At 66.7% G+C, this 13482-nt stretch carries 13 protein-coding genes; 9 read left to right on the forward strand and 4 right to left on the reverse strand.

What is annotated here, in order from left to right:
• The first annotated feature begins 367 nt into the window (after positions 1-367).
• From aceF to FHS47_RS00125, 5 genes are all read left to right on the forward strand, one after another.
• Positions 368-2065, forward strand: a complete 1698-nt coding sequence (gene aceF / locus FHS47_RS00105) for a dihydrolipoyllysine-residue acetyltransferase (RefSeq protein ID WP_167021767.1) — start codon at positions 368-370, stop codon at positions 2063-2065.
• 15 nt (positions 2066-2080) lie between these two features.
• Positions 2081-3892 carry a dihydrolipoyl dehydrogenase gene (gene lpdA, locus FHS47_RS00110; RefSeq protein ID WP_167021768.1) on the forward strand — a complete coding sequence of 604 codons (1812 nt, stop codon included), beginning with the start codon at positions 2081-2083 and terminating at the stop codon, positions 3890-3892.
• Between the two features lie 65 nt (positions 3893-3957).
• Positions 3958-4416 (forward strand): transposase, encoded by a 459-nt coding sequence (locus tag FHS47_RS00115; RefSeq protein WP_167021769.1) that lies wholly within the window; start codon positions 3958-3960, stop codon positions 4414-4416.
• 149 nt (positions 4417-4565) lie between these two features.
• Positions 4566-5897 carry an amino acid permease gene (locus FHS47_RS00120; RefSeq protein ID WP_167021770.1) on the forward strand — a complete coding sequence of 444 codons (1332 nt, stop codon included), beginning with the start codon at positions 4566-4568 and terminating at the stop codon, positions 5895-5897.
• 166 nt (positions 5898-6063) lie between these two features.
• Positions 6064-8253 carry a beta-agarase gene (locus tag FHS47_RS00125; RefSeq protein WP_167021771.1) on the forward strand — a complete coding sequence of 730 codons (2190 nt, stop codon included), beginning with the start codon at positions 6064-6066 and terminating at the stop codon, positions 8251-8253.
• On the opposite strand, the gene FHS47_RS00130 is transcribed toward FHS47_RS00125, so the two are convergent.
• The 4 genes from FHS47_RS00130 to FHS47_RS00145 all read right to left on the reverse strand — a co-directional run bounded on the left by FHS47_RS00130 (position 8236) and on the right by FHS47_RS00145 (position 10327).
• Positions 8236-8418, reverse strand: a complete 183-nt coding sequence (locus tag FHS47_RS00130) for a DUF2061 domain-containing protein (RefSeq protein ID WP_167021772.1) — start codon at positions 8416-8418, stop codon at positions 8236-8238. The two genes, FHS47_RS00125 and FHS47_RS00130, sit on opposite strands and share 18 nt — an antisense overlap.
• Before the next feature lie 88 nt (positions 8419-8506).
• Complete coding sequence (locus tag FHS47_RS00135) at positions 8507-8917, reverse strand: hypothetical protein (protein ID WP_167021773.1); 411 nt, start codon at positions 8915-8917, stop codon at positions 8507-8509.
• Positions 8918-8927: 10 nt separating this feature from the next.
• A complete protein-coding gene (locus FHS47_RS00140; protein ID WP_167021774.1) occupies positions 8928-9395 on the reverse strand; it encodes an Mpo1-like protein in 468 nt (155 codons plus the stop codon).
• A gap of 35 nt (positions 9396-9430) precedes the next feature.
• Positions 9431-10327, reverse strand: a complete 897-nt coding sequence (locus tag FHS47_RS00145; RefSeq protein WP_167021775.1) for a phosphoribosylaminoimidazolesuccinocarboxamide synthase — start codon at positions 10325-10327, stop codon at positions 9431-9433.
• A 194-nt stretch (positions 10328-10521) separates the two neighbouring features.
• Here FHS47_RS00145 and FHS47_RS00150 point away from each other — a divergent pair, with 194 nt between their 5' ends.
• The 4 genes from FHS47_RS00150 (at position 10522) to FHS47_RS00165 (ending at position 13475) form a co-directional block, all read left to right on the forward strand.
• Positions 10522-10833 (forward strand): c-type cytochrome, encoded by a 312-nt coding sequence (locus tag FHS47_RS00150; protein ID WP_167021776.1) that lies wholly within the window; start codon positions 10522-10524, stop codon positions 10831-10833.
• Entirely contained in the window at positions 10830-11636 is an 807-nt protein-coding gene (djlA, locus tag FHS47_RS00155; protein WP_167021777.1) for a co-chaperone DjlA, read from the forward strand. Before FHS47_RS00150 ends, djlA begins: the two co-directional genes overlap by 4 nt.
• 224 nt (positions 11637-11860) lie before the next feature.
• Positions 11861-12532, forward strand: a complete 672-nt coding sequence (gene rpe, locus FHS47_RS00160) for a ribulose-phosphate 3-epimerase (RefSeq protein WP_167021778.1) — start codon at positions 11861-11863, stop codon at positions 12530-12532.
• A gap of 196 nt (positions 12533-12728) precedes the next feature.
• Entirely contained in the window at positions 12729-13475 is a 747-nt protein-coding gene (locus tag FHS47_RS00165; protein ID WP_167021779.1) for an SEL1-like repeat protein, read from the forward strand.
• Positions 13476-13482 lie beyond the last annotated feature (7 nt).

Here is a 13482-nt window from a genome sequence, read left to right on the forward strand (position 1 = left end):
TGCTCGTGGCAAGCGTGCCCGCTGCCGCGGGATCGCCGGCACAGCCGGCTCCCACAGAGAGCAGCCCGGCTCTCTGTGACTCCTACGCAGAGCGGCCTGGCTTTCTGTGGGAGCCGCTTCAGCGGCGATGGGTGCTCGCGACAAGGCTGCCCGCTGCCGCGGGATCGCCGGGCACAGCCGGCTCCCACAGGCTCACGACCTCCACGCAGACGGGAAATCCGCCCCAAACGACCGTTTTAATCGTGGAAAACGGGTCCGGGCGCGCTCCTGAGGGATTACAATCGTCCGGTTGCGCCGCAGCACGGGCGCCCATCTTCCCCCGCCAGCGGGTTCGTCCGCCCGCAAGCGCCTGTTTCTAGGAGGTTCCATGGCCGACGTCAAAGAAGCCCGCATTCCCGATATCGGTGGCAAACCGGTGCCGATCATCGAAATCATGGTCAAGGCAGGTGACCGCGTCGAGAAGGACCAGAGCCTCCTCACGCTCGAATCCGACAAGGCCACGATGGAAGTGCCGGCGCCTTTCGCTGGCGTCATCAAGGAATTGAAGGTGAAGGTCGGCGACGAAGTCGACGAGGGCGCGGTCATCGCGCTGATCGAGGCCGAGGGCGATGCCCCCGCTGCCGCGCCGAAGGCTGAAGCTACCGCCGCCGCGGCTCCCGCGCCGGCTCCTGCACCCGCACCGGCCCCCGCGGCCGCCAAGGCGCCGTCCGCGTCGAAGTCGTCCGGGCCGGTGGACGTGAAGGTGCCGGACATCGGCGGCAAGCCGGTGCCGATCATCGAGATCATGGTGAAGGCCGGCGATCGCGTCGAGAAGGACCAGAGCCTGATGACGCTCGAGTCCGACAAGGCCACCATGGACATTCCCGCGCCCGCCGCGGGCACGATCAAGGAACTCAAGGTCAAGGTGGGCGACGAGGTCAACGACGGCCACGTCATCGCCATCCTGGATAGCGAGGGCGGCGAATCCGCCGCAGCTGCCGCAGCCGATGCGCAGCCCGCGCCGTCCACCAACAAACCCGGCATTGCCGAGGCCCCCGCGCCGGCCCCGCAGCGCGAAGCGGCAGCGGCTCCCGTCGCCGACGCCCCCGTGGGCGGCGCGCCGCGCACGCCGCCGGTGTCTTTCGACGCCAGTGTCATCATGCCGGCCAATGCACCGTACGCCAGCCCGGCCGTGCGCGCCTTCGCGCGCGAGCTCGGCGTCGACGTGGCGCAGGTGAAAGGCAGCGGCCGTGGCGGCCGCATCCAGCGCGAAGACGTCAGCAACTACGTGAAGCAGGTGATGACCTCGGGCGTGGCACCGTCTGCCGGTGGCGCAGTGGCCGCGGGCGGCGGGCTCAGCCTGCTGCCATGGCCGAAGGTGGACTTCTCCAAGTTCGGCGAGGTGGAAGAGAAACCGCTCGGACGCATTCCGAAGATTTCCGCGGCCAACCTTGCGCGCAACTGGGCGATGATTCCCCACGTCACGCAGTTCGAGGACGCCGACATCACCGAGCTGGAAGCCTTCCGCAAGAAGCTCGGCGAAGAGAACAAGGACCTCAAGATCACCCCGCTGGTATTCCAGATCAAGGCGGTGGTCGCGGCGCTCAAGAAGTTCCCCACCTTCAACGCGTCGCTCGACGCGTCGGGTGAGAAGCTCACGCTGAAGAAGTATTTCCACATCGGCATCGCCGTGGACACGCCGGACGGCCTTGTCGTGCCGGTCATTCGCGACGCCGACAAGAAGGGCCTGCTCGAACTCGCGGCCGAACTGGGCGAGATCTCGAAGAAGGCGCGCGACAAGAAGCTCACCGCCAACGACATGCAGGGCGGCTGCTTCTCCATTTCCTCGCTCGGCGGCATCGGCGGTACGGCGTTCACGCCGATCATCAACGCACCGGAAGTGGCCATCCTCGGCGTGTCGAAGGCGCAGATGAAGCCCGTCTGGAACGGCAAGGAATTCGCGCCGCGCCTCATGCTGCCGCTGTCCCTGTCGTACGACCACCGCGTGATCGACGGTGCCCTGGCCGCGCGCTTCGCCGTGTACCTCGCCACCCAGCTCGGCGACATCCGTCGCCTCTTGCTCTGACGGAGGCCGGCACGCATGGCTAACACGATCGAACTCAAGGTTCCCGATCTCGGCGGTTCGCACGACGTGCCCGTCATCGAGATCCTGGTGAAGGTCGGCGACACCGTCGCCAAGGACCAGAGCCTCATCACGCTGGAATCCGACAAGGCCACCATGGACGTGCCCGCCTCGCAGGGCGGCAAGATCGTCGAACTGAAGGTCAAGGTCGGCGATGAGGTCAACGACGGTACCGTCATCGCCCTCGTCGAAGCCGAGGGTGGCGCGGAAGCGCCGGCCGCGGAGAAAGTGGTCGGGCAGTCCGTAACGAAGGACGCGCCCCCGCCGGCACCGCCCTCGCCCGCGCCCGCACCGCCGAAGCAGGCGGCCGCCGCTTCGGCTCCCGCGCCCACGGCGGCCGGCGACTCCGGCCGCAAGGCCGACATCGAATGCGAGCTGGTCGTCCTAGGCTCCGGCCCGGGCGGCTATACCGCGGCGTTCCGCGGCGCGGACATCGGGCTGGACACCGTGCTGGTCGAGCGTTTCGAATCGCTCGGCGGCGTGTGCCTCAACGTGGGCTGCATTCCGTCGAAGGCGCTGCTGCACGCGGCCGCCGTCATCGACGAAGCGGCCGCCATGGAAGCCCACGGCATCGCGTTCGGCAAGCCGAAGATCGACCTCGACAAGCTCCGCACCTTCAAGGAGAAGGTGGTCGGCAAGCTCACCGGTGGCCTCGCGCAGATGGCGAAGGCACGCAAGGTGCGTACCGTCACCGGCGTCGGCAGCTTCATTTCGCCGAACGAAATGGAAGTCCAGACGGCCGAGGGCACCAAGCTCATCCGTTTCCGCAATGCGATTATCGCGGCGGGCTCGCAGCCGGTGAAGTTGCCTTCGTTCCCGTGGGACGACGAGCGCATCATCACGTCCACCGGCGCGCTCGAACTGCGCGACGTGCCGAAGAAGCTGCTCGTCGTGGGCGGTGGCATCATCGGCCTGGAAATGGCCACGGTGTATGCCGGCCTGGGTTCCGAGGTGACGGTGGTCGAACTCGCCGATCAGCTCATCCCGGGTGCCGATGCCGACCTCATCAAGCCGCTGCAGGCACGCATCGCCAAGCGCTACAAGGGTATCCACCTGAAGACGAAGGTGGTGGAAGCCAAGGCCACGAAGAAGGGCATCGAAGTCACCTTCGACGGCGAGAGCATTCCCGAAACGACCGTGTACGACCGCGTGCTGGTATCCGTTGGCCGCGTGCCGAACGGTGGCAAGGTCGGTGCCGAGAAGGCAGGCGTCGAGGTCAGCGATCGCGGGTTCATTCCGGTCGACCGCCAGATGCGCACGAACGTGAAGCACATCTTCGCCATCGGCGACCTCGTCGGCCAGCCGATGCTGGCGCACAAGGCCACGCACGAAGCCAAGGTGGCGGCGGAAGCCGCGGCGGGGCAGAAGAGCTTCTTCGACGCGCGCGTGATTCCGTCGGTGGCGTACACCGACCCGGAAATCGCCTGGGTGGGCGTGACCGAGCGCGAGGCGAAGGAAAAGGGCCTGAAGATCGGCGTGGGCAAGTTCCCTTGGGCGGCCTCCGGCCGCGCCATCGGCATCGACCGCACGGAAGGCTTCACCAAGCTCCTGTTCGACGAGGAAACCCACCGCATCGTGGGCGCCGGCATCGTCGGCCCGCACGCGGGCGACCTCATCTCCGAACTGGCCCTGGCCATCGAGATGGGCGCAGAAGCCGGCGACATCGGCCGCACCGTCCACCCCCACCCGACGCTGGGCGAATCCGTGGGCATGGCCGCCGAGGTGTACGAAGGCACCATCACGGATCTTTACATTCCGAAGAAGAAATAAGCACCTACGCGGACGCTGCCGTATGACTGGCAGCGTCCGCGGCTCCGTCGTCTCATCCTTACTGGATGGCCTCGCCGGAACACTCCAACCGATTACGCGCCGGTCGCGTCTCCGAAGCGGGACGCATCTACTTCGTGACAACGGTTACGTGGAACCGGACACCGCTTTTTCGCGACGTGCGCCATGCGCGCACCGCATCGCGCTTATGCCATCGGACCGCCACCTGGCGAGACGCCCGATGTTTGGCATGGGTTCTTATGCCGGACCATTGGCACGGCCTCATCGAACTCGGCGACGAGGACCTCCACCGTGCGGTCGGCCGATTCAAGGCGGCCGTATCGCGTGCCATCAAGCGTGAAACGCGGCGCGAGTCTCCCGTCTGGCAGCGCACGTTTCACGACAGGGCGCTTCGCTACGACGACGACATCAAGGCAGCAGCTCGCTATCTCGTCGCGAACCCCCTCCGGGCGGGTCTCGTGAGCCAGATTGGCCAATACCCATACTGGAACGCGGTCTGGCTGTAGCGAGTGCGTTAACTGTAGGAGCCGCTATAGCGGCGAGGGCATCTTGCAGCAGTGTCGCGAGGTTCCCTCGCCGCTATAGCGGCTCCTACAGGCGAGAGGTCGCTCTGGTCCTTCTCGCCCTATGGCCCCGCTTATGGCATCGTCGCCGGATGCCAGCCCCTCAGCCAGCCCACTACTTCCGTCGCCTTGGCGTCTGGGATGCCGCGATGATCGTCATCGGCGGTGTCATCGGCGCGGGTATCTTCCGCACGCCTGCCACCGTTGCGCAGCTCACCAGTTCCGGCACCGAGGTCATCGTGCTCTGGACGCTCGGCGGCCTGCTCACACTCGCCGGGGTGCTCTGTTACGCCGAACTCGGCGCGCGGAGACCTCAGGCTGGCGGCACCTATGTCTACCTGCGGGAAGCCTTCGGGCAACTGCCGGCGTTCCTTTTCGGCTGGACCATGGCGCTCATCAATTACCCCGGCAGCGTCGCCGCGGTCGCCACCACGTTCGCCGACTATGCGTGTCGTGCCGCCGGCCTGTCGGCCGAATGGGTGAAGCCCGTTGCGGTAGGGGCGATCAGCTTCATCGTCACCGTGAACCTCTTCGGCATCCGCGCCGGTGCCTGGGTACAGAACACCTTCACCGTTCTGAAGCTCGGCGCCGTCGCGCTGCTGATCGTGGTGGGCCTGTTCCTGGCGCGCGGCCATCTCGGCCTTGCGTTTGCCGCCGATCCGACGCACGACGTGCCGGTGGGCACGATCGTCGGGGCGCTGCTTCCCGCGCTGTTCGCCTACGGCGGGTTCCACTACCTCAACGATCTGGCCGGCGAAGTGCGCGAACCGCAGCGCACGCTGCCCCGTGCACTGGGCCTCGGCATGGTCAGCGTCGTGATCTGCTACGTGCTGGTGAACGTCGCCTACATGGCGGGCCTCGGCCATGCCGGGCTCGCGGCCAGCACAGCCCCTGCAGCCGACCTCATGCGCCGCGTCTTCGGGGAATCCGGCGCCACGATCATCGCCGTGGGCATCGCGTGTTCCACCTTCGGCTATTGCAGCATCGCCATTGCAGGCGGTGCGCGTGTGCTGCAGGTGATGAGCGCGGACGGCATGTTCTTCCGGCCCATCGCGCGCATCGAACCGCGCACGGGCGCACCGCAGTTCGCGCTGGTGGCGCTGGGCGGGTGGGCGATCGTGCTGATCCTGTCGGGCAGCTTCAATGCGCTGCTGAACTACACGACGGTGGGCGAGTGGTTGTCGCATGCCTTCGGCATCGCCACGATCTTCTGGTATCGCAAGAAGCTCACGTCGGAACCTTCGCCCTACCTTGTGCCCGGTTACCCCTGGCTTCCGCTGGTCTTCACCACGACGGTGCTGTGCGTGATCGCGGCCACGGCCATCGACACGCCTGGTGATGCAGGCATGAGCTTGGTCATCATCGCGCTCGGTGTGCCGGTTTATTATCTGTGGCGACGGCGTTCCGCCGTCACGAGGCGCTGAAGATATCGGCTGGAGCCGCCTCCTGTGGGAGCCGCTTCAGCGGCGATAGGGTGCTTGCGGCAAGCGTGCCCGCTGCCGCGGGATCGCCGGCATAGCCGGCTCCCACAACTCGCCTGCATGGGAAGCTCCCACAACTCATTCATCTCCACCGTGGCAGATTTGTGCAATGCGCGTATTGATTGCCATCGCTCTTGGCGGCCTCGCCCTCACCGCTCACTGCGCCACGGTGTCGCCCGTCCATCCCGGGGAAGCGGTGCGCATCGCTGCCACCGATGCCACGTTCGATCCCACCGTGCGCAAAGGCGCCGATGGCGAGGAACTGGTGGCGGTGACCTTCAAGCCGGCACCAAGGCCCTCGCTCTTGCTGGCGCCGAAGCAAGGGGCGTGGAGCTGGCCGGCCAGTGGAACGATGCGCCTGCGCGTGCAGAACGGCATGCCCTGGCCCGTGACGCTGGTCGTCGACGTGGCCTCCGGAGCGAAGCACCTCACCGCCACGGTCGGCCTTCCTCCCGGCCCGCCGATGACGCTTTCGCTACCGCTGCACGCGACATCGCCCCGCGCATTCGGGATGCAAGTGGGTCCGCCGATGCCTTTTGCCGGGCCTGACGGAAGCAAAGCGGGGGGCGGTGCTGCGCTCGCCGCTATAGCGGCTCCTACAGGGGAGGCGGGGCTTCGGCTCGTGGCGACCACTGTGGATGGCACCATCGATGCGGGAGCGGTCACGGCCGTGACGTTGTCCATGCCTGGACCCGGCGCGCCGCAGACGATCCTGCTCGGCCGGCTCGACGATGTGGGCGGCGACGGCGACCTGCGTGCCGCCTATACCGGCATTGTCGATCGCTATGGCCAGTACACGCGGGCTACCTGGCCGGAGAAGATCGCCGACGATGCTTCGCTGAAGGCTCGGGCCAACGAGGCGCCGGCGGCGACGAAGCCGACGAATTTCGACCGCTTCGGCGGCCGTACCGATCTTCCCGCCATGCAGGCCACCGGCTGGTTCCACACGCAGAAGCAGGGCGACCGGTGGTGGCTCGTGTCGCCGGAGGGGCACGCGTTTTTCTCGCTCGGCGTGAACGCAGTGAACTTTACCGACGGACGTACCTACGTGCAGGGGCGGGAATTCATGTTTGCCGACCCGGCTGCTGCGAACGGGAGGTTCGGCGGTGTGGGCGACAGCCGCAGCGACCAGGGGTCGCAGCGCGACAACGGGATGAACCACGGTCGCTGGTGGGACGTCTACGCGAACAACGTCGCGCGCTCGCTCGGCGACGGCGACGTGCGCGCCGCGTGGCGCAAGCGCACCATCGACCGCCTGAAGGCCTGGCGCTTCAACACGCTCGGCAACTGGAGCGATCCCGCTTTCTCTGGGGGAGCTTCCGACGAATCCCGCATCGCCTATACCGTCCCGATCCTGATCGCAGGCGACTTCAACTCGGTGAGCACCGGCTTCGACTATTGGGGCCGCATGCCCGATCCCTTCGATCCACGCTTCGCCGCCGCCACGCAGGCAGCCGTCGCGAAGGCGACCGCAGGCGTACGCGACGACCCGTGGCTCCTCGGCTACTTCGCCGACAACGAACTCGCCTGGGCGGGCCAGGGACCGCAGGGACGCTGGGCGCTCGCTACCGGAACCCTCGCGCAAGGACCCGCCAGCCCCGCCAAGCGAGCTTTCCTGGCATACCTTAAGAAAACCCATGGCGACATCGCGGCGTTCGCCAAGGCATGGGGCGTGCCCGTAACACGCTGGGACGCGGTGGCGGCAGAAGGCTTCAGGGCGCCCCCGCCCGACGAAGCCCATCCCGCGATCGCCGCCGACTACATCGCTTTCCTGAAGCTATACGCGGCGCAGTACTTCCGCACGGTGGCCGAAACGCTGAAGAAGGCCGATCCCCACCACCTGTTCCTCGGCGGCCGTCTGGCCGTCCGAACGCCCGAGGTGGAAGAAGCGAGCGCAACCTATGCGGACGTCACCAGCATCAACACGTATACCGACGTGCCCGAGCATGGCTTCGATGTGGCTGCTTTCCGCAAACTCGACAAACCCGTGCTGATCACGGAATTCCACTTCGGTTCGGCGGACAGGGGGCCGTTCGGCAGCGGTGTCGCGGCCGTCGCCAACGAGGAAGAACGCGGCAAGGCTTACGCCCGTTTCGTCGACGCTGCGGCGGCCTCGGGTGTGGTCGTGGGCACGCACTGGTTCCAGTACGTGGACCAGCCGGTCACGGGGCGCGTCCTCGACGGCGAAAACGCGCACATCGGGCTGGTCGGCATCACCGACATCCCGTTCAAAGGCTTCACGCGCGCGGTGACCGAAACCAACGCACGCATCGGCGGTGGATCAGGCGGCGGGCGTTAGCGGAATGCCGCGATGCCCGCCCCGCGTGAGATCGCGGCCAAAGGCGAAGGCGATGGGCTCGGCGATGCCGAAGAACGTACTGAGTGCCACGTTCTGGTTCACCGCGTAGCTCATGGAAAACGCGATGCTGAAATGCGTGGCCGCGAATTTGATCTGTCGAGCCATGGCTGACTCCCAATAAGAATGAATCTCATTATGGGGACGGGCGGGCCCAAGTCCAACTGATGTTGCGAATGGCGCCGATAGGGCGCCCCTATCGCCGGATGGCGGTTCCCACCACCATGGCCACCACCATCACGAGCGCCACCGCCATGCAGGCGCTGGTCGGCTTCACCCGGCGGGCGTCCACGCGCGGCACCATCCACCAGACCAGCCATGCGCCCAACAGCATGTCCACCACCAGCGACGCGCGCATCCAGGGCAGGGTGAAGATGGATGCGCCCGGCGCGCGGCCATGCTGCGCGGCGATGACCAGACCGCCTGTGAGCACGGCCGCCAGTGCCCAGAGCAGGCTGGCCAGGTAGGCCCGGTTGAACACCACCGGGGTTTTCTCCAGCCAGCGCAGCGACAGCCAGACGATCAGGGCGGGAACGACCGCGATGGCGCTGGAGTAGATCACCCACCAGATGCCGGCGGAGAACAGGGTCAGGAGGGACTGGGTCACGGTGTGTCCGTCAGTACGACACGCCGAAGCGGCCGAGTGCCTTGCTCATCAGCCACGCCGGACCGATCAGCAGGTACTGGAGATCGGTGAAGAAGGATGGACGCCGGCCTTCGATCTTGTGGCCCACGAACTGGCCGATCCAGGCCAGCACGAACACGCCGATCGCCAGCTTCGTGAGGCCGGTGATGCCGATGCCGCGGTAGAGCATGTCGGTGAACAGCGCCAGCGCGACGAAGGCGCCGGCCATGGCCAGTCCGATCACGCGGGAAAGCCGGAAGTAGTAGAAGCAGAAGGCCAGGAACATGGCGAACACGGCCCAGAAACCTGGTTTGCCGAGCCATTGCGGTACGGGGAGCAGCCAGACGAAGGCCACCACCGTCCAGGTGATCGCCGGCACACAGATCCAGTGGATCAGCTGGTTGGTCGGGTTCTGGTGGTCGCGGCTGTAGTTGCCGAACCACGTTGCTGCGTCACGCATGGCTGTCCCCTCCGTGCTGCCTCGATGCGACTAGCTTAGTCCAGGCGGATGCCGGCGAGCTTGTCGAGGGCCTCGGCGTATTTCGCGGCGGTACCGTCGATGACTTCCTTCGGAACCTTCGGTGCCGGCGGCGTCTTGTTCCAGCCGACGCGTTCCAGGTAGTCGCGCACGAACTGCTTGTCATAGCTGGGCGGGCTGATGCCCACGGCGTATTCGTCGGCCGGCCAGAAGCGCGAGGAGTCGGGGGTGAGCATCTCGTCCATGATGTGCAGCACGCCGTTCTCGTCGGTGCCGAACTCGAACTTGGTGTCCGCCACGATGATGCCCCGCTCGGCGGCATAGGCCGCGGCGAAGGTGTAGATATCCAGCGTGGCCTTCCGCACGGCCCCGGCCAGCTCTTCGCCCACCGCCGCCACGACGGCGTCGAAGCTCACATTCTCGTCGTGGTCGCCCACGGCGGCCTTCGTCGACGGTGTGAAGATGGGTTCGGGCAGTTTCTCCGCCTGGCGCAGGCCCGGCGGGAGCGTGATGCCGCAGAGCGCTCCCGTGGCCTGGTAATCCTTCCAGCCGGACCCGATGAGGTAGCCGCGCGCGATGGCCTCCACCGGCACGGGCTTCAGGCGCTTCGTCACCACGGCACGCTTCGCGTACAGCGCGGGATCCACGCCCTTCGGGAGCACCGAGGCCACGTCGTCGCCGGTGAGGTGGTTGGGGATGATGTGCGCCGTCTTCGCGAACCAGAAGTTCGAGATCTGGGTGAGCATCTCGCCCTTGCCCGGAATCGGGTCCGGCAACACCACGTCGAAGGCCGAGAGCCGGTCGGTCGCCACCATCAGGAGGCGGTTGCCGGGCAGGGCGTAGACGTCGCGCACCTTGCCGCGATGGATGAGTTCCAGGCCGGGCAGGTCGGATTGCGAGAGGGTGGTGGGCACAGTGGGCTCCGATGAGGACGGCGATCCTGTCATTGTAACTGTGGGAGCCGGCTGTGCCGGCGATCCCGCGGCAGCGGGCCAGCTTGGCCCATGCACCCATCGCCACTGAAGCGGCTCCCACAGTGAAGCTCGCATAGATAGTCCGTGCCACCGGGCCTGCTAGAATCCCGGGTTACCGCCCCCATAGCCTTGCCATGCGAACCTTTTCGACCGCGGCGCTAGCCCTGGCCCTGTCCGCCCCTGTCCTCGCCGCGCCGCCCGACAAGCCGGCACGCCTCGGCCTGTGCGCCGCCTGTCACGGCGAAGACGGCGTCGGCAGAATTCCCGGCGCCCCCAACCTGGCGGGGCAAAAGCTCGACTACTTGCGCGAGGCCCTGCGCCAGTACCGCGACGGCCGCCGCGACATTCCCGTGATGCGCGCCGCGACCGGCCCCCTCACCGATGCGGAACTCGACCGGCTCGCCGAGTGGTATTCCGCCCTCCCGCCTTCCAAGGCCGCTCAATGAATTTCACCGGCACGCTCATCGGCGCCGTCCTCGGCATGTGGATTACCCACAACCTCCTCGGCGCCATCGTCGGCGGCGCGCTCGGCTTCATGTTCGACGCCAGTCGTCAGCAGCAGCGGCGGCGCACCCCGGCCCAGGGTGGCTATATCGCCCCGCTGTTTGCCCTGATCGGCGCAGTCGCGAAGGCCGACGGCCGCGTCTCCGAGGCCGAGATCGCCATCGCCGAGCGGCTGATGGCGCGCATGGGGCTCGACCAGGACGACCGCCGCACCGCTATCGACGCCTTCAACGAGGGCAAGCAGCCCGAATTCAATGCCACCGCGGTGATCGACGAGCTGCGCCATTGGGTCGGCCACCGCCGCGACCACGCGTTCCCGGTGATCGACGTGGTGATCGAAACGGTGCTGGCGGAAGGCAATCCCTCGCCGGAAAAGATGGCCCTGCTCCGTCAGCTGGCCTTCGCCCTGCGCGTCAGCGACATGGAACTCATGGCGCTCATGGCGATGAAGGGCTACGCCTGGAACGCGAGCGCCGGCGGGCGCGCCTACGGCGGACGGGCCAACGGCGGCGGTTATGTGCCCCCGCAACGGAGCACTCAGGGCCCCGACCCCTACGCAGTCCTCGGCATCCAGCGCGACGCCGACGACCGCGCCATCAAGCGGGCCTACCGCAAGCTCATTTCCGAACACCACCCGGACCGCCTGGGCGACCTGCCGGAAGACATGCGTCGCCGCGCCGAAGCCCGCGCCAGCGAGATCAACGCGGCTTACGAACGCATCAAGGCGGAGCGGGGGTTCAAGTAATTCGGCGGCAGCCGGCTATGATTCCCGAAGCTGGCAAAGGTCCTGTGAGAACCACCGTTTCTGTGGGAGCCGGCTATGCCGGCGATCCCGCGGCAGCGGGCCATCCTGTCGCAAGCACCCATCGCCGCTGAAGCGGCTCCCACATAAAGCCCCAAGACAAAGCGCTCGCCGTAAGCTTCACCTCGAGCTCCCGACACGGCTCCCAACGAAAACGGTACCCCGCCATGGCCAAGCAATCCCCCGTCATCGCCCCGTCCATCCTTTCCGCCGATTTCGCCCGTCTGGGCGAAGACACGCGCAAGGTGCTCGATGCCGGCGCGCAATGGGTGCATTTCGACGTGATGGACAACCACTACGTGCCCAACCTCACCATCGGGCCCATGGTGCTGAAAGCACTGCGCAACTACGGCATTGCCGAGCACATCGACGTGCACCTGATGGTCAAGCCGGTGGATCGCATCGTGCCGGACTTTGCCAAGGCCGGCGCGCGCAGCATCAGCTTCCATCCGGAAGCCACCGAGCACGTGGATCGCACCATCCAGCTCATCAAGGACGAAGGCTGCGAGGCAGGCCTGGTGTTCAATCCGGCCACGCCGCTCTCCTGGCTGGACTATGTGATGGACAAGATCGACATGGTGCTGATCATGTCGGTGAACCCGGGCTTCGGCGGGCAGAAGTTCATTCCCACCGCGCTGGACAAGATCCGCCACGTGCGCGAGCGCATCGACGCGAGTGGCCGCGCCATCCGCCTGGAAGTGGACGGCGGCGTCACGCCCGACAACATCGGCCAGATCGCCGCCGCGGGCGCCGATACCTTCGTGGCCGGTTCGGCCATCTTCAACGCGCCGGACTATGCCGATGTCATCCGCCGCATGCACGCGGCGATCGGCGGCTGATCCCGGGTCGGCGCCGCAATTCACATGTCGATAGCAATTCCACTGCTAAGGTGAAGCGGCCCGCCGGGAAGTGATGTCCCCGGCGGGTTGGGACGCCGCTCCGGACCGTGACGGCGCCTCAGGGGAGGACTCCACAGCGCGGTCCGAAGCTGCTCCGTGTACCGGGGGTACCGTGAGACAACCGTCGGAGTCGATCATGAAACGCATCGCATCGTTCGTTCTCTCCTTCGCGGCACTTGTCGCCGCGCCTCTCGCCGTTGCGGGCGAGAAACCTCAGCCCCTGCCCGATCAGAAGGACGCCGTTTCGCGTTCCCTCATGCCGTGTCCCGGTGGCCTCGAGCGCTTCCTCCCCGGCGATTACTACTTCTGCTCCGCGGCCCGCAGCTACTGGAGCGGGCATGACGGTCTTGCCCGGCAGAGCCTGCTCAACGCCGCCGCGTGGGGCAGCAAGCCTGCGCAGTACGCGCTCGGCGTCATGTACTTCAATGGCGATCATGCGGAGAAGAACCGCCCGCTTGGCCTCGCGTGGCTGGCGTTGGCCTCGGAACGGCACGACCCCGCTTACGAGCCCACCTTCGTCTCGGCTTACCAACAGGTGACGCCGGATGAGCTTTCCCAGGCGAATGCCTATTGGAAAGACATGAAGGGCACTTACGCCGACGCCGTGGCGGCGCCGCGCGCGGAACGCCGTTTCGACCGCGAATACCGGCAGATCGCCTGGGCGGTGAATTTCGGCGGCAGCATCTTCATCGATGGCGTGACGCTGCCTTACGGATATGCCGGCGTTCCGGGCGGCCAGCCGCTGCAGAGCGGCTTCTCGCTCGGCCGCATATTGCAGAACCAGAAGGCCATGTACTTCTACGGGTACAACAGCCACGTGTTCGTGGGCGATGCCGAACTGGTGCCGATCAGCCAGGTGACCACGGCGGCCCGACACGACTAGCCGGATC

Origin of the sequence: Luteibacter sp. SG786, from assembly GCF_011759605.1 — a bacterium.
GTDB lineage: Bacteria > Pseudomonadota > Gammaproteobacteria > Xanthomonadales > Rhodanobacteraceae > Luteibacter.

Bases quoted from the DNA above. Each gene is read 5' to 3' on its own strand.
- FHS47_RS00125 (WP_167021771.1), top strand. From the start codon at position 6,064: ATGCGCGTATTGATTGCCATCGCTCTTGGCGGCCTCGCCCTCACCGCT.
- FHS47_RS00165 (WP_167021779.1), top strand. From the start codon at position 12,729: ATGAAACGCATCGCATCGTTCGTTCTCTCCTTCGCGGCACTTGTCGCC.
- aceF (WP_167021767.1), top strand. From the start codon at position 368: ATGGCCGACGTCAAAGAAGCCCGCATTCCCGATATCGGTGGCAAACCG.
- FHS47_RS00130 (WP_167021772.1), bottom strand. From the start codon at position 8,418: ATGGCTCGACAGATCAAATTCGCGGCCACGCATTTCAGCATCGCGTTT.
- rpe (WP_167021778.1), top strand. From the start codon at position 11,861: ATGGCCAAGCAATCCCCCGTCATCGCCCCGTCCATCCTTTCCGCCGAT.
- FHS47_RS00115 (WP_167021769.1), top strand. From the start codon at position 3,958: ATGGCCTCGCCGGAACACTCCAACCGATTACGCGCCGGTCGCGTCTCC.
- FHS47_RS00140 (WP_167021774.1), bottom strand. From the start codon at position 9,395: ATGCGTGACGCAGCAACGTGGTTCGGCAACTACAGCCGCGACCACCAG.
- FHS47_RS00120 (WP_167021770.1), top strand. From the start codon at position 4,566: ATGCCAGCCCCTCAGCCAGCCCACTACTTCCGTCGCCTTGGCGTCTGG.
- lpdA (WP_167021768.1), top strand. From the start codon at position 2,081: ATGGCTAACACGATCGAACTCAAGGTTCCCGATCTCGGCGGTTCGCAC.
- FHS47_RS00150 (WP_167021776.1), top strand. From the start codon at position 10,522: ATGCGAACCTTTTCGACCGCGGCGCTAGCCCTGGCCCTGTCCGCCCCT.
- djlA (WP_167021777.1), top strand. From the start codon at position 10,830: ATGAATTTCACCGGCACGCTCATCGGCGCCGTCCTCGGCATGTGGATT.